Annotated in this window: 24 protein-coding genes; 6 read left to right on the forward strand and 18 right to left on the reverse strand. The window is 69.0% G+C overall.

The window, feature by feature from the left end:
• Window positions 1-21 precede the first annotated feature (21 nt).
• On the reverse strand, window positions 22-447 hold the full coding sequence (locus EPO52_RS06660; RefSeq protein WP_290803797.1) for a DUF779 domain-containing protein: 426 nt from the start codon (window positions 445-447) through the stop codon (window positions 22-24).
• Window positions 447-2024 (reverse strand): aldehyde dehydrogenase family protein, encoded by a 1578-nt coding sequence (locus EPO52_RS06665; RefSeq protein WP_290803800.1) that lies wholly within the window; start codon window positions 2022-2024, stop codon window positions 447-449. Before EPO52_RS06665 ends, EPO52_RS06660 begins: the two co-directional genes overlap by 1 nt.
• 133 nt (window positions 2025-2157) lie before the next feature.
• Here EPO52_RS06665 and EPO52_RS06670 point away from each other — a divergent pair, with 133 nt between their 5' ends.
• A complete protein-coding gene (locus EPO52_RS06670; RefSeq protein WP_290803802.1) occupies window positions 2158-3069 on the forward strand; it encodes an AraC family transcriptional regulator in 912 nt (303 codons plus the stop codon).
• A gap of 33 nt (window positions 3070-3102) precedes the next feature.
• On the opposite strand, the gene EPO52_RS06675 is transcribed toward EPO52_RS06670, so the two are convergent.
• From EPO52_RS06675 to EPO52_RS06695, 5 genes are all read right to left on the reverse strand, one after another.
• Window positions 3103-4311 carry an MFS transporter gene (locus tag EPO52_RS06675; protein WP_290803805.1) on the reverse strand — a complete coding sequence of 403 codons (1209 nt, stop codon included), beginning with the start codon at window positions 4309-4311 and terminating at the stop codon, window positions 3103-3105.
• 76 nt (window positions 4312-4387) lie between these two features.
• Window positions 4388-5674 (reverse strand): GAF domain-containing protein, encoded by a 1287-nt coding sequence (locus EPO52_RS06680; RefSeq protein WP_290803808.1) that lies wholly within the window; start codon window positions 5672-5674, stop codon window positions 4388-4390.
• Between the two features lie 145 nt (window positions 5675-5819).
• Window positions 5820-7292, reverse strand: a complete 1473-nt coding sequence (locus tag EPO52_RS06685; protein WP_290803811.1) for an SDR family NAD(P)-dependent oxidoreductase — start codon at window positions 7290-7292, stop codon at window positions 5820-5822.
• A 30-nt stretch (window positions 7293-7322) separates the two neighbouring features.
• Entirely contained in the window at window positions 7323-7577 is a 255-nt protein-coding gene (locus tag EPO52_RS06690) for a hypothetical protein (protein ID WP_290803815.1), read from the reverse strand.
• Window positions 7578-7586: 9 nt separating this feature from the next.
• The gene (locus tag EPO52_RS06695) at window positions 7587-8093 is read right to left on the reverse strand and encodes an 8-oxo-dGTP diphosphatase (RefSeq protein ID WP_290803817.1); all 507 of its coding nucleotides are present in this window, start codon (window positions 8091-8093) and stop codon (window positions 7587-7589) included.
• A 70-nt stretch (window positions 8094-8163) separates the two neighbouring features.
• On the opposite strand from EPO52_RS06695, the gene EPO52_RS06700 reads away from it, so the two are divergent.
• Window positions 8164-8334, forward strand: coding sequence for a hypothetical protein (locus tag EPO52_RS06700; protein WP_290803819.1), 171 nt, complete (start codon window positions 8164-8166; stop codon window positions 8332-8334).
• 41 nt (window positions 8335-8375) lie between these two features.
• A complete protein-coding gene (locus tag EPO52_RS06705; RefSeq protein WP_290803822.1) occupies window positions 8376-8696 on the forward strand; it encodes a TraR/DksA C4-type zinc finger protein in 321 nt (106 codons plus the stop codon).
• Here EPO52_RS06705 and EPO52_RS06710 read toward each other — a convergent pair.
• The 3 genes from EPO52_RS06710 to EPO52_RS06720 form a co-directional block, all read right to left on the reverse strand.
• Complete coding sequence (locus tag EPO52_RS06710) at window positions 8693-9010, reverse strand: hypothetical protein (RefSeq protein WP_290803824.1); 318 nt, start codon at window positions 9008-9010, stop codon at window positions 8693-8695. The two genes, EPO52_RS06705 and EPO52_RS06710, sit on opposite strands and share 4 nt — an antisense overlap.
• A complete protein-coding gene (locus EPO52_RS06715; protein WP_290803827.1) occupies window positions 9010-9525 on the reverse strand; it encodes an amino-acid N-acetyltransferase in 516 nt (171 codons plus the stop codon). The genes EPO52_RS06710 and EPO52_RS06715 overlap by 1 nt, the downstream gene beginning before the upstream one ends.
• A 153-nt stretch (window positions 9526-9678) precedes the next feature.
• Entirely contained in the window at window positions 9679-12201 is a 2523-nt protein-coding gene (locus EPO52_RS06720; RefSeq protein WP_290803830.1) for an ATP-dependent Clp protease ATP-binding subunit, read from the reverse strand.
• A 239-nt stretch (window positions 12202-12440) separates the two neighbouring features.
• Between EPO52_RS06720 and EPO52_RS06725 the strand changes: the two genes are divergently transcribed.
• Entirely contained in the window at window positions 12441-12671 is a 231-nt protein-coding gene (locus EPO52_RS06725) for a hypothetical protein (protein ID WP_290803831.1), read from the forward strand.
• Window positions 12671-12949 carry a hypothetical protein gene (locus EPO52_RS06730; protein ID WP_290803833.1) on the forward strand — a complete coding sequence of 93 codons (279 nt, stop codon included), beginning with the start codon at window positions 12671-12673 and terminating at the stop codon, window positions 12947-12949. Before EPO52_RS06725 ends, EPO52_RS06730 begins: the two co-directional genes overlap by 1 nt.
• A 6-nt stretch (window positions 12950-12955) precedes the next feature.
• Here the strand turns inward: EPO52_RS06730 and EPO52_RS06735 are convergent, their stop codons facing one another.
• Window positions 12956-13378 carry a DUF5684 domain-containing protein gene (locus EPO52_RS06735; protein ID WP_290803836.1) on the reverse strand — a complete coding sequence of 141 codons (423 nt, stop codon included), beginning with the start codon at window positions 13376-13378 and terminating at the stop codon, window positions 12956-12958.
• Window positions 13379-13469: 91 nt separating this feature from the next.
• Between EPO52_RS06735 and EPO52_RS06740 the strand changes: the two genes are divergently transcribed.
• Window positions 13470-14543: a pirin family protein gene (locus tag EPO52_RS06740; RefSeq protein WP_290803839.1), complete on the forward strand. Its 1074-nt coding sequence runs from the start codon at window positions 13470-13472 to the stop codon at window positions 14541-14543.
• Between the two features lie 172 nt (window positions 14544-14715).
• Here EPO52_RS06740 and cls read toward each other — a convergent pair whose 3' ends face one another.
• The 7 genes from cls to EPO52_RS06775 form a co-directional block, all read right to left on the reverse strand.
• Window positions 14716-16188, reverse strand: coding sequence for a cardiolipin synthase (gene cls / locus EPO52_RS06745; RefSeq protein WP_290803841.1), 1473 nt, complete (start codon window positions 16186-16188; stop codon window positions 14716-14718).
• A 51-nt stretch (window positions 16189-16239) separates the two neighbouring features.
• Window positions 16240-16422, reverse strand: coding sequence for a hypothetical protein (locus EPO52_RS06750; protein ID WP_290803844.1), 183 nt, complete (start codon window positions 16420-16422; stop codon window positions 16240-16242).
• A gap of 33 nt (window positions 16423-16455) precedes the next feature.
• On the reverse strand, window positions 16456-16665 hold the full coding sequence (locus EPO52_RS06755; protein ID WP_290803847.1) for a hypothetical protein: 210 nt from the start codon (window positions 16663-16665) through the stop codon (window positions 16456-16458).
• 37 nt (window positions 16666-16702) lie between these two features.
• Window positions 16703-18217, reverse strand: coding sequence for a lysine--tRNA ligase (lysS, locus tag EPO52_RS06760; protein ID WP_290803849.1), 1515 nt, complete (start codon window positions 18215-18217; stop codon window positions 16703-16705).
• Window positions 18218-18314: 97 nt separating this feature from the next.
• Window positions 18315-19208 carry a pantoate--beta-alanine ligase gene (gene panC, locus EPO52_RS06765; protein ID WP_290803852.1) on the reverse strand — a complete coding sequence of 298 codons (894 nt, stop codon included), beginning with the start codon at window positions 19206-19208 and terminating at the stop codon, window positions 18315-18317.
• Between the two features lie 93 nt (window positions 19209-19301).
• Entirely contained in the window at window positions 19302-20006 is a 705-nt protein-coding gene (locus EPO52_RS06770) for a Rossmann-like and DUF2520 domain-containing protein (protein ID WP_290803855.1), read from the reverse strand.
• Window positions 20003-21535 (reverse strand): PH domain-containing protein, encoded by a 1533-nt coding sequence (locus tag EPO52_RS06775; RefSeq protein ID WP_290803857.1) that lies wholly within the window; start codon window positions 21533-21535, stop codon window positions 20003-20005. Before EPO52_RS06775 ends, EPO52_RS06770 begins: the two co-directional genes overlap by 4 nt.
• Between the last annotated feature and the right edge of the window lie 4 nt (window positions 21536-21539).

The following is a 21539-nucleotide window of genomic DNA, read 5'->3' on the forward strand; positions in this document are numbered from 1 at the left end:
GGGTAACCAGCGGATGCGCGACTACGCGGTCACACCATCGCGAGTCGCCAGTCCGAAGGCTGCGAGTTCGCTGTCTTCGAGCAGGCGCGACCGGATCATGAACCTCTTGCCCTCCGGCGCCTCGATCGAGAAGCCGCTCCCCCGCCCGTCGACGAGGTCGATGGTGAGGAACGTGTACTTCCAGTACTCGAACTGCGACCGCGACATGTACACCTCGATGGGGTACGTGCCCTCGACGTGCAGCGTGCCGATCAGGATGTCGGACGCCCCGACCCGGAACATGCCCACCGGGTAGCACATCGGCGACGAGCCGTCGCAGCATCCGCCCGACTGGTGGAACATCAGCTGCCCGTACGAGGTGGCGAGATGCCGCAGCATGTCTGCTGCGGCATCCGTCACATCGACCCGGGTGAGCGCCGGAGCGCCCGACGAGGGGGTCTCGGGCATCAGAAGAATCCCATCGGCCCATCGGCGTAGGAGACGAGGAGGTTCTTCGTCTGCTGGTAGTGGTCGAGCATCATCCGGTGGTTCTCCCGGCCGATGCCCGACTGCTTGTAGCCACCGAACGCGGCGTGCGCGGGGTACTGGTGATAGGTGTTCGACCACACGCGGCCGGCCTGGATGGCGCGGCCCGCCCGGTAGAGCTGCGACCCCGAGCGCGACCACACGCCGGCGCCCAACCCGTAGAGGGTGTCGTTGGCGATGGAGATGGCGTCGTCGTAGTCGTCGAAGCTCGTGAGGGCGAGCACCGGGCCGAAGATCTCCTCCTGGAAGATGCGCATCGAGTTCGTGCCCTCGAACACCGTCGGCTGCACGTAGAAGCCGCCGGAGAGCTCGCCGCCGAGATCGGCCCGCTCGCCGCCCGCCAGCAGGCGAGCGCCTTCCTGCTTGCCGATGTCCATGTAGCTGAGGATCTTCTCGAGCTGGTCGTTCGAGGCCTGCGCCCCGATCATGGTGGAGGTGTCGAGCGGGTTGCCCTGCTTCACCTTCGCCACCCGGTCGAGGCCGTCGGCCACGAAGCCGTCGTAGATCGAGCGCTGCACGAGCGCGCGCGACGGGCAGGTGCACACCTCGCCCTGGTTGAGCGCGAAGAACGTGAAGCCCTCGAGCGCCTTGTCGTAGAAGGAGTCCTTCTCGTCGGCCACGTCGGCGAAGAACACGTTCGGGCTCTTGCCGCCGAGTTCCAGCGTGACGGGGATGAGGTTCTCGCTCGCGTACTGCATGATCAGGCGGCCCGTGGTGGTCTCACCGGTGAACGCGATCTTGCGGATGTTCTTGTGCGACGCGAGCGGAGCACCGGCCTCGATTCCGAAGCCGTTCACGATGTTCAGCACACCGGCGGGCAGCAGGTCCTCGATGAGGCCCATCAGCACGTGGATCGACGCCGGGGTCTGCTCGGCCGGCTTCAGCACGACGCAGTTGCCGGCGGCGAGCGCGGGCGCGAGCTTCCAGACCGCCATCAGGATGGGGAAGTTCCAGGGGATGATCTGCCCCACGACCCCGAGCGGCTCGTGGAAGTGGTACGCCACGGTGTCGTTGTCGAGTTCGGAGATGCCGCCCTCCTGGGCGCGGATGCAGCCGGCGAAGTAACGGAAGTGGTCGATGGCGAGCGGGATGTCGGCCGCGAGCGTCTCCCGCACCGGCTTGCCGTTCTCCCACGTCTCGGCCACGGCCAGCAGCTCGAGGTTCTGCTCCATGCGGTCGGCGATCTTGTTGAGGATGACGGCGCGCTCGGCGACGCTCGTCTTGCCCCAGGCCTCGAACGCCTTCCAGCCGGCCTCGACGGCCCGGTCGACGTCGGCCGCCGTGCCGCGCGCGATCTCGGTGAAGTTCTGGCCCGTGATGGGGGTCGGGTTCTGGAAGTACTGGCCGTTCGCCGGCGGAACGTACTCGCCGCCGATGTAGTTGTCGTACCGCGGCTTGAACTGCATTACGGCACCCGCGGTTCCGGGGTTCGCGTAGACGGTGGAGCCGGGCGCCGCGGGGGCGGTCTCCTGCTCGGCCGGACGATCGATGATGGTCATGGACTGCTCCTTTTGCGACGACGGTGTCGGATGCGCGCAAAGCTACGCCTCAGGAGGTTGCATCGGGTTGCACGCGCAGGCCCGCCGGCGGGCAGCAGGGAATGCCCACCGCGTCGTCGGCATTGCACCCAGCATGAGGCCGACGACGACGCATCCGGATGCACTGAGCGAGTTGCTCGCCCGGCTGCGCTTCCGCGCCCGCGCCGTGACGATCGGGGCCCTCGCCGCGGGCCACCGGCGAGAGCTCGACGACGGCTCCGCGGTGGTGCACCATGTGCTTTCGGGCTCGGCCAGCGTCTCGGGCCTCGACGCGTGTGCGATCGTGCGGACGGGCGACGTCGTGCTGCTCCCCCTCGGCCGGGCGCACACCCTCACCGCCATCGCTGACTCCGAGATCCTGACCGGGACCCTTCGATACGAGGGCAGCGCGCTCCCCCGCGGTGCCGCGTCGGTCGACCTGGGTGCGGTGGTGGCGCCCGCCTCGATCCTCGACGGCGGTCTGCCCGAGCTCATGATGAGCTGCGGTCTCGCGGAGACATCCGCCCTCGTCGACGGTCTCGTGCGGGGCATCCGGGAGGAGCAGGATGCGGGCCGCTCGGCGGCCTCGTCGCTGACCGAAGCACTCGCCACCCTGATCGTGGCGGCGACGGTGCGCAGCTGGGCGGAGCAGGTCTGCGACCACCTCGACGGAGGCTGGCAGTTGGCGTTGCGTGACCCGGACATCGCGCGCGCGGTGGAGGCCATCCAGAGCCGGCCCGGAGCCCGGTGGAGCGTGGCCGGACTCGCCCGGGTGGCGAACTCGTCCCGCTCGGTGTTCGCCGAGCAGTTCCGGCTCGCAGTGGGCGCTCCGCCGCTCACCTACCTCACGCGCGTGCGGATGGAGCGGGCCAAGCAGCTGCTCGCTGGTGACGGGCTCAGCGTGGGGCAGACGGCCACCGCGCTCGGCTATGTCTCCGACGTGGCTTTCAGCCGCGCCTTCCGCCGGCACACCGGCCTGTCACCCAGGGCGTGGCGGCAGGGTGCCGAGAGCGCGCTGCCCGAGTAACGACTCACCCGCCGCACCCCGGTCCGCTGCAACTCAGCCCGCAGGCCGCATCCGGAGCGATGTCAGCAGCATCCCGCCGGCGAGCGCCGCGAGGCCGCCCGCCAGGAGTGCTGCTCCCACGCCGACTCCGTCGACGAGCACTCCGCCCACCACCGCGCCGAGAGCGATCGACACCTGGAAGGTCGCGGCCTGGAGGCCACCCACACTCTCCAACCGGCTCGGTTCGGCGCGGGCCATCCAGGTCTGCAGAGTGGTGGGCACCGCACCGAAGCCGAATCCCCAGAGCGCCACCGCCACCAGCACGACGGCCTGATTGCCGCCGGAGAAGGCGAACAGCAGGAGCGCGGCGCCTAGCACAACGGGGAAGACGAACGCGGCCACGCGCATCCGCTTGTCGACCAGGGGCCCGGCAATGAGATTGCCGGCGAACGCCGCGAGCCCGTAGACGAGCAACAGGACCGCCAGGCCCGCCGGGTCGAACCCGCCCACGTCGGTGGCGGCGGGGCGGATGTAGGTGAACGCCGCGAAGTGCCCACCGGCCACGAGACCCGTGGCGATCAGGGCGAGCAGGATCAGACGCGAGCGCAGCGTCGCGAACAGCGCACCGAATCCGACCGAGCCTGTGGCGCGGATCGATGGCAGCACGAACAGTTGCGCGAGCAGGGCGACCGCGCCGACGCCGGCGGCGAGCAGGAACACGGGCCGCCACCCCCACACCTCGCCGAGCCAGGTGCCGAGCGGGATGGCCGCGACGGTGGCGAGCGAGACGCCCATGTTGACCACGGTCATCGCGCGCCCGAGGCGCTCGGGCGAGACGAGTCGCGCCGTGACCGAGATGGCGAGGGCCCAGAACCCGCCGAGCGCGATGCCGAGCAGCACTCGCGCGGCGAGCAGCACCGGGTAGCTCGGAGCGATGGCCACCATCAGATCGGAGAGCACGGCGAGCAGGCCGAGCCCGAGCATGAGGTGCCGGCGGTCGACCCGGGGCAGCAGCACGGGGATGGTGAGCCCCGCGATGGCGGCCACGATCGCCGTGACGCTCACCGACTGACCGGCCACGCCCTCGCTCACGCCCAGGTCGCTCGCCACACGGGTGAGCAGGCTCGCCGGAAGGAATTCGGCCATCACCAGGGCGAACACCCCGAGTCCGAGGGAGATGACACCGGCCCAGGAGTCCTTGCGGGGCGATGTCGAGGTCGGTGTCGGCGAGCTCAGGTCGAGCGAGGCGGTTTCTGCGGTCATGCAGGGTGCAACGCGACGAACGCCGGATCCATCCCGCCGATCGTCGCAGAGACCATGCCGATCGTCCGGGGTCGCCTCACTCCGAGCGCTCGAGCGCCTCCAGCTGCGCGACGACCCCGGCGCGCTTCGGCGAGCGCGCCGGCAGGAGGCGGAGCGCGGCCGTCCACACTTCCGCGTCGGTCAGCCCGTCCTCGGTGGCGGCATAGTCGAGCAGCACGTCGATGGCGGCATCCGTGAGGATCGCCTCGCGGAGACGCACCCGCACACGGTCACGGATGTCGACGATGCCGGGCGCATCCGAGCCCGGGAGCAGCGCACCGCGGTAGGCGGCGAGCGCCACCCGGTGGGCGCCCTTGTCGAGCAGGGAGGTGACGTGGTGGGCGTCGAGTTCGATGGGTGAGCCGAGGCGGTACGGTCGCGACTCCAGCTCGATGCCCGAGCTCTGCAGGATGCGGCGCAACCGCACGATCTCGGCGCGCAGCGTCACCGTTGCGGCGTCGTCGCCGTACACGAGCCCGGCGAGGCGCGCCGCCGAGAGGCCCTCGCGATGCCAGGCGAGCAGGGTCACGATCTCGGAGTGCCGGATGCTGAGCTCCCGCACGCCTCCCGACGCCCCCGTGATCTCACCCGTGTCGCGCCCCAGGACATGCATCGAGACAGGGCGCTGCCGGGGAGCACGGCCCGGCGCCGTCGCCGTCGCCGTCGCCGCGAAGCCGGCCACGCTCATCCGGGTTCCCGCGGTGCGGTGCTCGCTCGCGGCGCGCAGCCTCAGCACCATGAGTTCGGCCTCGGCTGCCGCCGCCGTGGCCTCGATGAGCGGCAGCGTATGGGGGTCGACGGCACGGGCGTCGCCCGTGATGTCGATCACGCCCAGGATGCGCCGGGTCTCGGGATCGTGCACCGGCACCGCCGTGCAGCTCCAGCCGTGCACGAGCCGGTTGAAGTGCTCGGCGTCGTGGATCTGGATGCCGTGATCGAGTTCGAGGGCCGTGCCGGGCGCCGAGGTTCCCACCCGCCGCTCCGACCAGCCGGCGCCTTCCACGAACCGCATCTCCTCGGCCGCTCGTTTCGAGGCCCGGTCACCGTCGACCCAGAGCAGGCGGCCCATCTCGTCGCCCACCGCGACGAGCAGCCCCGAGCCCTCGGCGTCGCGCACGAGCAGGCGCTGGATGACGGGCAGCACGAGCGAGAGTGGATGGGCGCGACGGTAGTCGGAGAGCACGTCCTCCGGCACCTCGAGATCGGGCAACAGGTGCTCGGGGTCGAGCGCGTTGTCGCGTGCCCGCTGCCACGACTCGTGCACCACCGCACGGGTGCGGCGACGGTCTTCGGGATCGGGATGAGCCAGCCAAGGACTCGACATGGTCTACCGCCAATCGCCGTCGATCGTGGGGTGGGAGCCCGGACACGGATGCTCGCGCACCCAGTATCGCGCGCGAACCTCCGCACGACCAGAGCGTGGGCCCGTTCGGGGTGCGCGCGACCCGGTCAGCCGAGCGGGTGCGTTCTCACCACGAGCCCGGCGCGTAGTCCTTCAGGAAGACCCCGAACAGATCCTCCCCGCCCTCGCCGCGCACGATCGGGTCGTACACCCGGGCCGCGCCGTCGACGAGATCGAGCGGAGCATGGAAGCCTTCTTCGGCGAGCCGGATCTTGGTGGGATGCGGCCGCTCGTCGGTGATCCAGCCCGTGTCGACACTCGTCATCAGGATGCGATCGGTCTCGAACATCTCGCGCGAACTCGTGCGGGTGAGCATGTTCACCGCCGCCTTCGCCATGTTGGTGTGCGGATGCCCCGGGCCCTTGTAGCCGCGGCCGAACACCCCCTCCATCGCACTCACATTCACGATGTAGCGGCGTCGCGCCGGACTCGCGGCGAGCGCGGATCGCAGCCGCGAGATCAGGAGGAACGGCGCCGTGGTGTTGGCGAGCTGCACCTCGAGCATCTCGAGCGGATCGACCTCGTCGACGCGCTGGGTCCACGAATTGACGTCGTGGAGATCCGGCACGAGCCCTCCGGCATCGATCGCCGTACCGGTGGTGTGCCGCTCCAGTGAGCTCGACCCGGGCGCAAGGGCCTGAGCCGTGAGCTCCTCCGCCCGTGCGGCGGCGGCGGCGAGGATCGGATGGGCACTCACCGAGTCGGCGAGGGCCTGCGGATGCTGGTCGTTCGTGTGGCCGAAGGTGATCAGCTCGGGAAGCGGGCCGCCCGGCAGCGGCGCGAGTTCGGCATCCACCAGAGGCTGGTACGCACCAGTTGAGCGTCTCACGGTCTGGGTGGCGTTGTTGATGAGGATGTCGAGCGGCCCCGCAGCCGCCACATCGTCGGCGAGCCCGATCACCTGGGCGGGGTCGCGGAGGTCGATGCCGACGATCTTGAGCCGATGCATCCAGTCGGCCGAGTCGGGGAGACCGGCGAACCGGCGCACGGCGTCGCGGGGGAAGCGCGTGGTGATGGTGGTGTGGGCGCCGTCGCGCAGCAGCCGCAGGGCGATGTACATGCCGATCTTGGCGCGCCCGCCGGTGAGCAGCGCGCGCCGGCCGGTGAGGTCGGTTCGTGCCTCGCGCTTGGCGTGACTCATCGCGGCGCAGGAGGGGCAGAGCTGATGGTAGAACGCGTCGACCACCGTGTACGGCTGCTTGCAGATGTAGCAGTTGCGCGGCTTCAGCAGGGTGCCGGCGCTCGCAGCCGTCGTGGACGTGCGGATCGGCACGCCGCGTGTCTCGTCGTCGATGCGGTCGGGCGCTCCCGTGGCGGTGGCGGCGATGACCTCGCGATCGGCATCGGCGACGCTCGCGCGGATCTCGCGACGCCGATGGTTCTTCACGGCCTTGAACATCTTCGCGGTGGCCTTGCGCATCACCACGAAGTCGGGATGATCCTCGGCGAGGTCGGACATCTGCGCGAGAACCTTCAGCGACACGGCGAGATCATGCGGGTCGATACCGGCCTTCGGCGGGTCGGGAGTCTCGGAGGGCACAGGAGATTCTACGTCCTGCCCCTCGCCGAACTAGCGCCGCCGCCCGTTCCTGCGATTGAGCGCGCCGATGCGACGGGCGAGAACGATGCACGTCACAGCTCCCGCGACCACCACCACGGCGCTCAGCACCAGGGTGATGGTGAGAGCGACGCCGAGGCCGGCGGAGTGCGCCGGATAGAGGAACACCAGCGAGGCGAGAAGGCCGAGGCATCCGACGATCACCACCACGAGGGCGCCGAGGAACTGGCGGGTCAGGCGGTTGTGTTCGGGTCCGGGTTCCAGCACCCGTCAATGCTACGCGCGCTCGCCGGCGTCGAAGAGCTCGTACGACGAGACGGTGGCGCAGTCCTCACCGAAGGTGAAGTCGCCGAGCACCCGGCTGCCGGCGAGCACGCCGGGGAGCCAGTACTTGGCGTCATCCCACATGCCGTCGAGGGGCAGCTCGTCGACGGGGTACCAGTCGGGCGAGACCTCGTCGGACTCCTGCGGCGTGCCCGTCCAGCGCGACGCCACGAACACCGTCGAGTCCTGACTCCAGTTCTCCCGGTACGGGAACGCGAACTTCACGAGACCCATCTCGGTGAGGTCGGCGGCGGCGACCACGAGGCTCGACTCCTCCTCGATCTCGCGCACGATCGCGTCGAGCGCCGATTCGCCCACCTCGACCTTGCCCCCGAGGCCCACGATGTTGCCCGAGCCGAGGCCTGTCTTCTTGCGACCGAGCAGCACTTCGACGCGACCGTCTTCGCCCACCCGCGTGAGGAAGGCGACGCACACCTGGTACGGAGAGACGGGAGACATCTGTGGATGATAACTCCCGGATGTGTTCGGGATGTTTCGGGCCGCGCGACGCAGGCGTACCCTCGTGCACATGAGTACTTTCATCGATCCCCCCACGCCGGAGTCGTTCGAGCACAACGGGCAGCACCCGGAGGTCGACGAGGACGAGGAGCAGGACAGCTTCGACAAGGAGGTCGAGGCCGAGCTGCGCGAGTTCATCGGCGAAGCCACCCCCACCGACGGCCCGGCTCCCGCGGGCTGATCGTCTCCCAACCGGATGCTGCGCCCCCGCCGTTCGATCCGGTGGCGGCCCTGACAGGCGAACGCGAAGCGGCGCTCGCGCAGATCGGCGAGCTGCGCGCATCGATGGCGGAGCTGCGCACCGTGCGCGAGTCATCGCCCGACGACGACGAGCACGACCCCGAGGGGCCGACGCTGTCGAGCGAGTGGTCGCGCATCCGAGGCCTTGAGCTGGCCGCCGCACGACGCCTCGAGGCGACGGATGCCGCCCTCGCCCGCGTGGCGGCGGGCACCTACGGCCTCTGCCTCACGTGCGGCCTCCCGATCCCCGTGGGCCGGCTCGAGATCCGCCCGGCCGCCACGCACTGCGTGAACTGCGCCTAGCGGTCGACGGCGTTCTTGTCGCCGGGGTCTTCGTCGCCGCCCAGCTCCCACGGGAGCGGGCCCTCGAGCTCCACCGGCTCATCCGGCGGGGTGTCGAAGCCGCCCGGGCGCTGCACGCGGCCGAAGAAGCCCATCTGGTTCGACTTCGGGAGAACGGATTCCGCCGCCTCCGCCTCGACCGCGGTCTCGTCGGGGCGGCGCTTGCCGAAGTACCGGGCCCGCAAGCGCTCGTTGAAGCTCCGGCGGGGAGCCTCAGACCCGGTTGCGTCGAGGCGTTCGTCGCCCGCCTCCGGAGTCGTGTCGTCGGCCGCCATCAGAGGTGCTTCAGCATTCGCGTGTTGCCGAGGGTGTTGGGCTTCACCCGGGCCAGATCGAGGAACTCGGCGACACCCTCGTCGGGTGAGCGCACGAGTTCGGCGTAGACCTCGGGCTCCACGAGCGCCAGCGGCGACGCGATGAAGCCGTTGCGCTCGAAGAAGGGCACCTCGAAGGTGAGGCAGAAGAGTCGGCTCAGGCCGAGTTCGCGAGCCTCTTCCTCGAGAGCGGCGAGCAGCATCCGGCCCACACCCTGGCCGAGCCAGGCGTCGCTCACGGCGAGGGTGCGCACCTCGCCGAGGTCTTCCCAGAAGACGTGGAGGGCGCCGCAGCCGATGATCGCACCGCGGTCGTCGACGGCGACCTTGAACTCCTGCACGGCCTCGTAGAACACCACGGCGTCTTTGCCGAGCAGGATTCGTCGCTGCACCAGGGGCTCCACCATCTGCTGGATGCCGGGTATGTCACTGGTGCGCGCCCGCCGAACGGTGACGGGCGCCTTGCTCGAACTCATCGCACCAGCGTATCGCCCTCCCCACCCCCACCGTCCTCCTCGCGAGTCGCCAGAATCCGGTCTAAAAGGGGTCAATTGCACCGGATTTTGGCGACTCGCGAGGAGGACGGCGAAGGGCCGGGCACCGTGGTGCCCGGCCCTTCGAGGGGGTTGCTAGTCGAGGTCGCCCAGCGCTGCGGCGGCCGCAGCGGCCGAGGCCTGCTGCTGGTCGCCCACGCCGGCGCCGATGGCGACCGGCTCGCGCGAGGTCTGCACGAAGGTGAACTTGCCGTCTTCGAAGTCGACGTGGATGTGGTCGCCCGCGTTGAGCTCACCCTGCAGGATGCGCTCCGACAGCTGGTCTTCGACCTCGTGCTGCATGGCACGACGCAGCGGACGCGCACCGAGCGACGGGTCGAAGCCCACCTCGATGAGGCGCTCCTTGGCGGCGAGCGTGAGCTCGATCGTCATGTCGCGGTCGAGCAGGCGGTCGCGCAGGCGCTTGATGAACAGATCGACGATCTGCAGCAGCTCTTCCTTGTTCAGCTGCGGGAAGACGATGGTGTCGTCGACGCGGTTGAGGAACTCCGGCTTGAAGTTCTTCTTCAGCTCCTCCGAGACCTTCGCCTTCATGCGGTCGTACGAGGTGGACTCATTGCCCGACACCTGGAAGCCGATGGGGCTGCCCGTGATGTCTTTGGTACCGAGGTTGGTGGTCATGATGATGACCGTGTTCTTGAAGTCGACGACGCGACCCTGGCCATCCGTCAACCGGCCCTCTTCCAGCACCTGGAGGAGCGAGTTGAAGATGTCGGGGTGGGCCTTCTCGATCTCGTCGAACAGCACCACGCTGAACGGCTTGCGCCGCACCTTCTCGGTGAGCTGACCGCCCTCTTCGAAGCCGACGAACCCGGGAGGGGCACCGAACAGTCGCGAGACCGTGTGCTTCTCGCCGTACTCCGACATGTCGAGGGAGATGAGCGCGTTCTCGTCGTCGAACAGGAACTCGGCGAGCGCCTTGGCGAGCTCGGTCTTACCGACACCCGTGGGGCCGGCGAAGATGAACGAACCGGAGGGGCGCTTCGGGTCTTTCAGGCCGGCGCGCGTGCGGCGGATGGTGCGGGAGAGCGCGGCGATGGCCTCGTTCTGGCCGATGACCCGCTGGTGCAGGGCCTTCTCCATGAACACGAGCCGAGCCGACTCCTCCTCGGTGAGCTTGAAGACCGGGATGCCCGTGGCCTGGGCCAGCACCTCGGCGATGAGCCCCTCATCCACGATGCCGGAGGTCTGCACGTCGCCCGACTTCCACTGCTTCTCGAGGCGCAGGCGCTCGCCGAGGAGGTTCTTCTCCTCGTCGCGGAGCGATGCGGCCTTCTCGAAGTCCTGGTCTTCGATCGCGGCTTCCTTCTGGCCGCGCACGGCGGCGATGCGCTCGTCGAACTCGCGCAGCTCCGGCGGGGCCGACAGGATGCTGAGGCGAAGGCGCGCGCCGGCCTCGTCGATCAGGTCGATGGCCTTGTCGGGCAGGAAGCGGTCTTGCACGTAGCGGTCGGCGAGGTTCGCGGCGGCGACGATGGCGCCATCCGTGATCGACACCTTGTGGAACGCCTCGTACTTGTCGCGCAGCCCCTTGAGGATGTTGATGGCGTGGGGCAGCGACGGCTCAGCGACCTGGATGGGCTGGAACCGGCGCTCGAGCGCCGCGTCTTTCTCGAAGTGCTTGCGGTACTCGTCGAGCGTGGTGGCGCCGATGGTCTGCAGCTCACCGCGGGCGAGCAGCGGCTTCAGGATGCTGGCCGCGTCGATGGCGCCCTCGGCGGCACCCGCGCCGACGAGGGTGTGGATCTCGTCGATGAAGGTGATGATGTCGCCGCGGGTGCGGATCTCCTTGGTGACCTTCTTGAGGCGCTCCTCGAAGTCACCGCGGTAGCGGGAACCGGCGATGAGCGAGCCGAGGTCGAGCGTGTAGAGCTGCTTGTCTTTCAGCGTCTCCGGCACGTCTCCGCGCACGATGGCCTGGGCGAGGCCCTCGACCACGGCGGTCTTGCCGACGCCGGGCTCGCCGATCAGAACGGGGTTGTTCTTCGAGCGACGCGAGAGGATCTGCATGACCCGCTCGATCTCCTTCTCGCGGCCGATCACGGGGTCGAGCTTGTTGTCGCGCGCGGCCTGTGTGAGGTTGCGGCCGAACTGGTCGAGGATCTGCGAGCCCTTGTCGGGTGCCTGGTCGTTGCCGCCGACGGCGACCTGCTCCTTGCCCTGGTAACCGGAGAGGAGCTGGATGACCTGCTGGCGCACGCGGTTCAGGTCGGCGCCCAGCTTGACGAGCACCTGAGCGGCGACGCCTTCACCCTCACGGATGAGGCCGAGCAGGATGTGCTCGGTGCCGATGTAGTTGTGGCCGAGCTGCAGGGCCTCGCGCAGCGAGAGCTCGAGCACCTTCTTCGCGCGCGGCGTGAAGGGGATGTGCCCCGTGGGCTGCTGCTGGCCCTGGCCGATGATGTCCTGCACCTGCTCGCGCACGGCGTCGAGCGAGATGTTCAGCGACTCGAGCGCCTTGGCGGCGACGCCCTCACCCTCGTGGATGAGGCCGAGCAGGATGTGCTCGGTGCCGATGTAGTTGTGGTTGAGCATCTTGGCTTCTTCTTGCGCCAAGACGACGACGCGACGAGCTCGGTCGGTGAATCTCTCAAACATGTCTGTCTCCCTGGCCGCCAGGGCAGGTAGATGACGGCCGTTACGAAGAGACTAGCCAGCGAACAGGGGCCGGACAGCCCCTGTTCGCCGTGGGCGTGACAGCTTTCTGTCCACTCCTCCACAGCGGTCGTTGAGGCAGTGGCTCTCCGCAGATCTGCCGGACCGATGATCGGTGAAGCCGGAGAGGGTCACGCTTGCGGATGACCATTTCTCAATGCAAGTTAACTTGTTAGACTTTGATGGACTGGCATATTGCCCGCTCCGCCCGTAAGCACGGCACGTCTGAGGAGGACATAGAGCATGCGCTCGATCACTGGATCTACAGCCATGACATTGGTGAAGGCTTCGCCATGTTCGTGGGCCCTGCGACCAACGCCGCACTGCTCGAGGTCGGCCTTGTGACCATCGCTGGAGACACTCACGTCGTGCACGCAATGCCTGCGCGATCCAAATATCTGCGGGGCCGGTGATGCCGAAATCGCTGAGACAAATACTCGCGCGCGCCGATGAATACGCGGCCGTCTTCGAAGCCTACGAGCCAAAGCCAGAAGATGAGATGGACGGTAACGCCTACCTCGCCTTGCATGAAGCCGCCGCCGCCCGGGTCCAGGCGGAAGTTCGACTCACCAAGGCTGTCGCTGCAGCGCGGGCAGGCCGTGTCACGTGGAGCACGATCGGGGCGATCCTGGGCACCTCCGGCGAGGCGGCCCGGCAGCGATATGGCGTGCCGAAAAGCGCCCAGGCGTGACAGAAGTCAGATCGCGACGGCGGGAGCGCCCGTGCCGGGCTTCTCGCCGAGGTACTGGGCACTACCGAACGCGAGGATCGGGTAGCCGATGAACGGGAACGGCCAGAAGAGCAGGAAGAAGCCGAATGCGCCGCCCTTGCCGAAATTGCGCGCGACGTTCACGGCCACGATGATGCCGATCACGATGTTCACGATCGGGATGATGTAGAGGATCCACCACCAACCCGGCTTGCCCGCCACCTTGCAGAGCACGTAGATGTTGTAGAACGGGATGATCGCCGCCCACCCGTGACGACCGGCTTTGTCGAACGTGATCCACATGCCCACGATCACCAGCGCGGTGATGACGAGGCTCGCGAACGAGGAGAACGGATCGAACTGGTAGCTGTAGGAGAAGGAGTTGCTCTCGGCGAGAGTGGATGCGATCACAGGATGTCCCCCGACTGTCGGTGTCCGGGCCGCGGATGCACGGATGTGCGCGACCCCGATGGAGATCGTAGCGGCACCATAGGATTCTGCTATGAGCAACCTCGAGGAGGCGCCGACGGAGACCTGGGTCGAGTGCGACGCCACGGCGGTCGGCGCTCCGCAGGTCGTCGAGATCATGACCGCGCGCGAGGTGCCGCTCGGCGGTCCGCGGGCGATGACGGTTCACCGCACCCTGCCCAGCCGCGAACGCACCATGATCGGCGCCTGGTGCTTCATCGACCACTACGGGCCGGCGGATGTCTCGCACACCGGTGGAATGGTGGTGCCGCCGCATCCGCACACCGGGCTGCAGACCGTGAGCTGGCTGTTCGAGGGCGAGATCGAGCACCGCGACAGCGTCGGCAGCCACGCCTTCGTTCGGCCGGGTGTGCTCAACCTGATGACGGCCGGGCACGGCATCTCGCACTCCGAGGTGTCGACCGACGACACCCGGGTTCTGCACGGCGCCCAGCTCTGGGTCGCGCTTCCGTCGGCGTCGCGCGAGGTGGACCCCTTCTTCGAGAGCCATGAGGCCGCCACGACACAGCTCGGCGACGCCGACCTCAGCATCTTCATCGGCGATTTCGCCGGATGCTCGGTGGGCGCGACCACCTTCACACCGCTCGTGGCGGTCGAGGTGCGCCTGCCGGCCGGCGGTGCGGTCGAGCTGCCGCTCCGCCCCGACTTCGAGTACGGCCTTCTGGTGGATTCGGGGCCCGTCTCGGTCGATGGCACGGCCGTCGAGCGCACCGAGCTGGCGTACACCGGCCTCGGCCGCCCCTCCCTCGACGTGCGCGCCGGCACGGAGCCCGCACGCCTGCTCCTCATCGGCGGCGAGCCGCTCGACGAGAAGATCTTGATGTGGTGGAACTTCGTCGGCCGAAGCCACGAGGAGATCGTGGCCTACCGCACCCAATGGCAGCGGGAGTCGGGTGCTCCCGAGCCGGATGGCGGCGTGCCGGCTCCGGATGCCGCGGGCGAGGCCTCCGCCGAAGCCGCCGACCCGTCGCATCCGGAGTCCGTCTTCACCACCGCACGCTTCGGCGCGAGCGACCATCACTTCGCCGGCGCTCCCCTCCCGGCCCCGGTGCTGCCCGGGGTGCGCCTCCAACCCCGCAACCGCTGAGGCCAGCGCGTCGGAGCGTCAGGGCGTCAGGGCGACCTCTGCCGGCTTCCCGAACGTGAGACCCCCGGCGATGCCCGCGAACGTGAGCACCAGCGTGGTGGGCCCGATCGTCACGGTCGGTGAGTCGGTCTCGACGACCGAGACGGAGAGGAACGCGAGCGGGACAGCGCCCCTACTGGATGGCCGAGGTGAGACGCGCCAGGTTGTCGAGCACCGTCGACCGCAGGGGCTGCTTGTGCCACTCGTCGAGAGTGAGCTCGCGAGACACAGCACGGTAGCCGTCTTCGACCGCCCGCATCTGGTCGACGAAGGTACGCCCACGCACCATCAGCGACACCTCCATGTTGAGACTGAACGAACGCATGTCCATGTTGCTCGAGCCGATCACGGCCACGTCGTCGTCGATCGTGAAGTGCTTCGCGTGCAGGATGTAGGGCGCCTGGTACATGTAGATACGCACTCCGGCCCTCAGCAGCACCTCGTAGTAGGAGCGCTGGGCGTGGTAGACGAGCGCCTGGTCGCCGATCTCGGAGACGAACAGCTGCACCTCGAGGCCCCGCTCGGTGGCGGTGGTGATGGCGTACATCATCGCGTCATCCGGCACGAAATAGGGGCTCGTGATGATGATGCGCTTCTGCGCGCTGTAGAGCAGCGCCAAGAAGAGCCTCAGGTTGTTCTCGCCGTCGAACCCCGGGCCGGATGGCACGACCTGCATGTCGAGCGCCTCCTCGCCCTCCTCGATCACGTCGTCGGTGATCGGCCGGGTCTCGCGCAGCAGCAGCTCGTTCGACTCGCTGTACCAGTCGGTGATGAAGATGGCGTTGATACCGGCGACGATGGGGCCCTCGAGCCGCGTCATGAGGTCTTGCCACATCAGCCCGCGCTTGATGTTGCCCTTCTTGTTGTAGCTGCGGTCGACCACGTTCTGCGAACCCATGTAGGCCACGTCGCCATCGATCACCAGGATCTTGCGGTGGTTGCGCAGGTCGGGCCGCTGCCACTTGCCCTTCAAGGGCTGCACGGGCAGCATGAAGTGCCATTTCACGCCCATCGAATTGAGCCGCTTCACCGTCTTGCGGTTGCCCGGCGCACGCACGGATGCGATGTGGTCGAGCAGCACGCGCACGGTCACGCCGCGCTTGGCCGCCGCTTCGAGCGCGTCGAAGAAGGGCGCCGTGGTCGCGTCGAGCGACAGGATGTAGAACTCGGCGTGCACGTAGCGCTCCGCCTTGGCGATGTCGGCGGTCATCTGCCGGATCGACTCGTCGTAGTCCCCCACGAGTGACGCGTCGTTGCCGCCGACGAGCGGCATGGCGCCGAGATTGCGGTTGAGCTCCACCACGTTGCGGAACCACGGGGGCCACGGCGAGTCCTCGCTGACCTTGTCGATGCCCTCCGTGGTCTCGATGATGAACTCGTTGATGGCGTGCTGCTTCTCGCGCCGCGACTTCGGCAGCTTGTAGCTTCCGATGAGGAGGAACAGCAGAAAGCCCACGAAGGGCAGCACGAAGATGGCCATCAGCCACGCGATGCCGGTGGAGGGCCGCCGGTTGCGCGGCACCACGATCACCGAGACGACACGGATGACGAAGTCGAGGGCGAGCAGCAGAAGGAAGACGAGAACCGCGACGTCAGTACCCGACATGCGGCCTCCTCCTCGGCGAACTCCCCAGGGATACCGTAGCGGGTCGGAGGGTCAGGAGACGTCGGCCTTGGCCGACGGCAGACCGAGTCGCGCTCGCTCTTCGGCCTCGATCTTGGCGAGGGCCTTGCGTTCGGACTTGTCCGAGCGGATGAGCGCACGCATGATGAACCAGAACACCAGGCCGATCAGTACGGTGGGCGCCAATGCGAAGATCGCGGGCCAGAAATCATCCATCGGTTCAACGATACGTCATGCGGGATGTGCGCGTCATGAGTGGGTGGCGATGCCGATGATGCCGGACACGATGAAGTAGACGCCCACCGCCCCCACGATGATCCAGATGGCGATGCGCGTGGTCGTGGGCTTGTTGGGATTGGGCTCGTCGCCGACGGGGCCGCCGCGGCCCTTCTCGAGGTTCTCGCGCTCGGTCTTGCCGGGCTCGAAGGGATCCTTGCTGCCGCCGCCGAGAAAGCTCATGCGCTCATCCTGTCACGCGCACCTGATGGCCCGCCGGTCACTTGACCAGCGGGAAGAGGATGGTCTCCCGGATGCCGAGGCCCGTGAGCGCCATCAGCAGGCGGTCGACGCCCATGCCCATGCCGCCCGACGGGGGCATACCGAACTCGAGCGCCCGCAGGAACTCCTCGTCGAGGCGCATCGCCTCGTCGTCGCCCGCGGCGGCCTGCTTGGCCTGCTCCACGAAGCGCTCACGCTGGATGACGGGGTCGACCAGCTCGGAATAGCCGGTGGCCAGCTCGAAGCCCCTGATGTACAGATCCCACTTCTCCACGACACCCGGGATGCTGCGGTGGGCGCGGGTGAGCGGACTGGTCTCCACGGGGAAGTCGAGCACGAAGGTGGGGCGCACGAGGCCGCCCTTCACGAAGTGCTCCCAGAGCTCCTCGACGAGCTTGCCGTGGTTGGGCAGGTGCACCTCCACGCCCTCACGGTCGGCGATCGCCTGCAGCTCCGCCACCGACGTCGCCGGCGTGACGGAGACCCCGGATGCGGCGCTGAGCGACTCGTACATGCTGATGCGGTCCCACTGGCCACCGAGGTCGTACTCGGTTCCGTCGGCCCAGGTGACGACGTGCGAGCCGGCCACGGCGAGGGCCGCGTTCTGGATGAGGGACTGCGTGAGCTCGGCGATGGAGGTGTAGTCGCCGTAGGCCTCGTAGGCCTCGAGCATCGCGAACTCGGGCGAGTGCGTGGAGTCGGCGCCCTCGTTGCGGAAGTTGCGGTTGATCTCGAACACCCGGTCGATCCCGCCCACCACGGCGCGCTTGAGGAACAGCTCGGGCGCGATGCGGAGGTAGAGCTCGGTGTCGAAGGCGTTGGAGTGCGTGGCGAAGGGGCGGGCCGCGGCGCCGCCGTGCATCGTCTGCAGCATCGGGGTCTCGACCTCGAGGTAATCGCGCTCGGCGAAGGTGGCGCGCATCGACGCCATTGTGAGGGCACGGGTGCGCACCACCTGGCGGGCCTGGTCGCGCACGATGAGATCGAGGTAGCGGCTGCGCATCCGGGTCTCCTCGGAGAGCTCGGTGTGCAGGTTCGGCAGCGGCTGGATGGCCTTCGACGCGATCTTCCACTCGGTGACCATGATCGACAGCTCGCCGCGACGCGAGGATATGACCTCGCCGGCCACGAACAGGTGGTCACCCAGGTCGACGAGCTCCTTGAACGCCGCCAGCGCCTCCTCGCCCACGGCGGCGAGCGAGATCATCGCCTGGATACGGGTGCCGTCGCCCGACTGGAGCGACACGAAGCAGAGCTTGCCGGTGTTGCGCAGGTGCACCACGCGGCCGGCGATGCCGACGGTCTCGCCCGAGACCTCGTCGGCCGCGAGGTGTCCCCACTTCGCCCGCACGGCGGGGATGGTGGTGGTGACCGGTACCGCGACGGGGTACGCCTCGGCGCCCGACTCGATCAGCCGGTCGCGCTTGGCCAGGCGCACGGCCTTCTGCTCCGAGACCTCCGCCTCGGTGAGCTCGGGGGTGTCGTGCGGGTTCGGGGCGGATGCATCGGTCATGCGGGGCGGTTCTCCTCGGAAGTCGGCCCAAGTTTACCGGGCGCCGACCCTCGCCGGAGCCGCGGACGCTCCTGCCACGCTCTCGGGAGGGGGCCGCTCAGCGGCCGAGGTAGATGGCCGCGGTGTCGATGAGACGCGTGGCGCCCACCTTCGCCGCGATCACCACGCGCGCCTTGCCGGTGTAGTCGTCGTCGACCGGCAGGAAGGTCACCGGATGCACCACCGCGAGATAGTCGACCTCGACGAGCTGCTCCCCCATCGCCGCCGCCTGCGCGGCCGCGAGCACGGCGTCGATGCCACGATCGGACGCCGACTCCGCGGCCTCGAGCACGTGCGGCAGCGTGAGCGCTGCACGGCGCTCCCGGGAATCGAGGAAGCGGTTGCGGCTCGACAGCGCCAGGCCGTCGTCGTCGCGCACGGTGTCGACCACCTCGACCTCGACGGGCATGTTGAGGTCGGCGATCATTCTGCCCACCAGGTAGACCTGCTGGGCATCCTTCTCGCCGAAGAGCACGACGTCGGGTCCGACGGAGTTGATGAGCTTCGAGACGACCGTGAGCACGCCGTCGAAGTGGCCGGGGCGGCTGCGGCCCTCGAACAGGCCGCCCACGCGGCCGCCCGTCACGCGGGTGGTGGCGTCGCCGTTCGGGTAGAGCTCGGTGACCTCGGGTGCGAACACCAGATCGGCACCGTGCCCGGTGAGGATGCGCACATCCGCGTCGAGGTCGCGCGGGTAGCGCTCGAGGTCGGCCGGGTCGTTGAACTGCAACGGGTTCACGAAGATCGACACCACCACGATGTCGGCGAGTTCGGCGGCCCGCTCGACGAGGGCGAGGTGACCCGCATGCAGAGCACCCATCGTGGGCACGAGGGCGACACGGGCGCCCGGAGCGGTGACGCGGGCGTCGGCGATGGCCTGGCGCACGCCGGCCACACTGGTGGTGATGCGGGGAGGCTCGAGGCCGACGGCATCCGAAACGGCTTCTGCCACCGGAACTCCTTACTGGAACGGGCGTCGAAGTGCACGACCGCGTCGCCATGTTACCGGGCTTCGCGCGCCTTTCGGCACCGCGAGCGCCGCCCGTCAGCCGGGCAGGGCGCCCCCGTTTCGCGACAGGGCGTTCTCGACCGACGAGCGGATGAGGGGGGCGAGCACACGCCCGGGACCCTCCACCCCGATCCCACCGAGAAGACCGACCGCCTGCTCCACGATCGCGGTGGAGAACGTCGTGGCGGTCTCGATGGCCTCGGCGTAGGCGGCCCGATCGGCCTCCGCCACCACCACCGGCTCCCCACCCATCTCCACCACGAGCGCCTGGGCGATCGGCAGCACGGGGGTGGGAGCCGTCACGGCGAAGTACGTTCCGGCCAGGCGGGCGAGATCGATGCTCGTTCCGGTGAATGACATGGCGGGGTGCACGGCGAGCGGGATGATCCCGGATGCCCGTGCCGGTGCCAGCACGTCGACCCCGAACCGGGCGGCGGTGTGCATCACCAGCTGCCCCATCTGCCAGGTTCCCGTCTCGGCGAGCCCGGCCACGAGCGTGGCGAGTTCATCCGAGGGCACCGCGAGCACGACGAGCTCGCTGCGCTCGACGAGCTCGGGGATGGTGAGCACGGGGACTCCCGGGAGCATCGCATCCGCGCGTTCCCGGCTCGCGTCCGAGATGGCGGAGACGCCCACGACGGCGTGACCGGCCCCGGCGAGCGCGGCACCGAGCACGGTGCCCACCCGGCCGGCGCCGACGATGCCGACCCCGAGTCGACCTGTTCGTTCCGACGGCTTCATCGTTCTCCTTCTGCCCAGCGGTGCGACCGGTCGGCGGCGGCGGCGCGAACGGCGCCGGCCGACCACTCCTCGAAGGCCGCGGTGCCCTGCGCACGGTCGGCGACACCCACGGAGGCGCGCACCGGCCCCGACACGGTCTGCAGGGTGAGCTCTACGAGGTCGAGGCGCCGCCGCACGGGCCCCTGCGTGATGCGCACGCTCTGCACCCGCGCGAGCGGCACCACCGAGAGATGCCGCCACAGGAAGCCCGAGCGCACGAGCACGGCGTCGCCCGAGCGGGCGTAGCCGGTGCGTCGCCAGGAGAACGGGCGGAGCGGCCAGGCCCGACGGGGCGCGTCGGTGAACGCGCTCTCCACCCGGCCGGAACGGCCCACGAGCCCGTCCAGCACCAGCTCGCGGGTCTGCTCGCCCGCCAGCCCCGGAAGCAGCAGCCCGAGCACCTTGCGCACGTCGTCGACGGTGCCCACTGGCAGCATCGTGGTGCTCGTCTGGGCGTTCGACTCACCGGCCGCCCCTGCCCGGTTGATGCGGATCATCCACCATCCGACCGGCCGCCAGAGCAGCGGCTGCGAGACCTCGATGGCGTGGATGCGGCCGGGCGGCAGGGTGTCGTTGCTCGTCGAGAGCAGGCCGAAGCCCACCCGCACGCCGTCGGGAGTGGCGGCGATGCTGTAGCGCAGCGACTTCGTGAAGCGGTTGAAGTAATAGCCGAAGGCGGCGGCGAGCCCCGGGATGATGAGGATGAAGAAGAACTCGCGCCGCCCGAGCAGGCTCGTGGTGAGCACGAACACCGCCACCACGATCAGCGCCACCGTGAAGCCGCTGAGCACCAGGGAGAGGATGAGGCGCACGGGCGGGATGCGCACCACGGACTCGGGGGGAGCCGCATCCGGATCGAGCTCGGGAGCGAGGAATTCGCGCATCCGCTGGTTCACGACGCCGGATTCGGCCCCCGTCACGGCCGGCGATACCGGCACCGGGGCGGATGCGGCCGCCTCCTCCTGCGGCTGAGCGCGGGCGCCCGACGCCAGCTGCAGCACGTCGCGTCGCAGCCGGTCGGCCTCGGCCGAGCCGAGGTAGGAGAGCTGCACCTTCGCGTCCTGCCCTGCGACGCTCACGTCGAGCTTGGCCGCGCCGAAGATCCGTGCGAAGAGCGGCCGGCTGATCGCGACACCCTGCACGCGGTCGAGCCGCGCCCGGCGGTGCGTGCGGAAGAGGATGCCACTGCGCACCTCCACCACGTCGTCGCCCACGCGGAAGGTGTGCATGCGCCAGGAGGCGTAGAAGATCACGATGCCGAGGATGAGCACGGCCGCCACGATCACGGCGGCCCAGCCGATCTGGCCGCGCTCGTATGCGGTCTGCAACGGATCACCCGGCAGGTCGGGCGCGCCGAACACCCACTCCACGAGCCGCTCGCGGAAGTTCGAGAGCACGAAGCCGAGCACGGCGATCAGGATGATTCCGCCGCGCAGCAGCGGGGTGGCCGGGTGGAGCCGGTGCCACTCGCCGTCGGTGAGGTCGTTCACGGCT

It is taken from the genome of Herbiconiux sp. (assembly GCF_004297105.1).
Lineage (GTDB): Bacteria > Actinomycetota > Actinomycetes > Actinomycetales > Microbacteriaceae > Herbiconiux.

Coding starts and splice junctions, on each gene's coding strand:
- EPO52_RS06660 (WP_290803797.1), bottom strand. CDS start 447: ATGCCCGAGACCCCCTCGTCGGGCGCTCCGGCGCTCACCCGGGTCGAT.
- EPO52_RS06665 (WP_290803800.1), bottom strand. CDS start 2,024: ATGACCATCATCGATCGTCCGGCCGAGCAGGAGACCGCCCCCGCGGCG.
- EPO52_RS06670 (WP_290803802.1), top strand. CDS start 2,158: ATGAGGCCGACGACGACGCATCCGGATGCACTGAGCGAGTTGCTCGCC.
- EPO52_RS06675 (WP_290803805.1), bottom strand. CDS start 4,311: ATGACCGCAGAAACCGCCTCGCTCGACCTGAGCTCGCCGACACCGACC.
- EPO52_RS06680 (WP_290803808.1), bottom strand. CDS start 5,674: ATGTCGAGTCCTTGGCTGGCTCATCCCGATCCCGAAGACCGTCGCCGC.
- EPO52_RS06695 (WP_290803817.1), bottom strand. CDS start 8,093: ATGTCTCCCGTCTCTCCGTACCAGGTGTGCGTCGCCTTCCTCACGCGG.
- EPO52_RS06700 (WP_290803819.1), top strand. CDS start 8,164: ATGAGTACTTTCATCGATCCCCCCACGCCGGAGTCGTTCGAGCACAAC.
- EPO52_RS06710 (WP_290803824.1), bottom strand. CDS start 9,010: ATGGCGGCCGACGACACGACTCCGGAGGCGGGCGACGAACGCCTCGAC.
- EPO52_RS06715 (WP_290803827.1), bottom strand. CDS start 9,525: ATGAGTTCGAGCAAGGCGCCCGTCACCGTTCGGCGGGCGCGCACCAGT.
- EPO52_RS06720 (WP_290803830.1), bottom strand. CDS start 12,201: ATGTTTGAGAGATTCACCGACCGAGCTCGTCGCGTCGTCGTCTTGGCG.
- EPO52_RS06725 (WP_290803831.1), top strand. CDS start 12,441: ATGGACTGGCATATTGCCCGCTCCGCCCGTAAGCACGGCACGTCTGAG.
- EPO52_RS06730 (WP_290803833.1), top strand. CDS start 12,671: ATGCCGAAATCGCTGAGACAAATACTCGCGCGCGCCGATGAATACGCG.
- EPO52_RS06740 (WP_290803839.1), top strand. CDS start 13,470: ATGAGCAACCTCGAGGAGGCGCCGACGGAGACCTGGGTCGAGTGCGAC.
- cls (WP_290803841.1), bottom strand. CDS start 16,188: ATGTCGGGTACTGACGTCGCGGTTCTCGTCTTCCTTCTGCTGCTCGCC.
- EPO52_RS06750 (WP_290803844.1), bottom strand. CDS start 16,422: ATGGATGATTTCTGGCCCGCGATCTTCGCATTGGCGCCCACCGTACTG.
- EPO52_RS06755 (WP_290803847.1), bottom strand. CDS start 16,665: ATGAGCTTTCTCGGCGGCGGCAGCAAGGATCCCTTCGAGCCCGGCAAG.
- lysS (WP_290803849.1), bottom strand. CDS start 18,217: ATGACCGATGCATCCGCCCCGAACCCGCACGACACCCCCGAGCTCACC.
- EPO52_RS06770 (WP_290803855.1), bottom strand. CDS start 20,006: ATGAAGCCGTCGGAACGAACAGGTCGACTCGGGGTCGGCATCGTCGGC.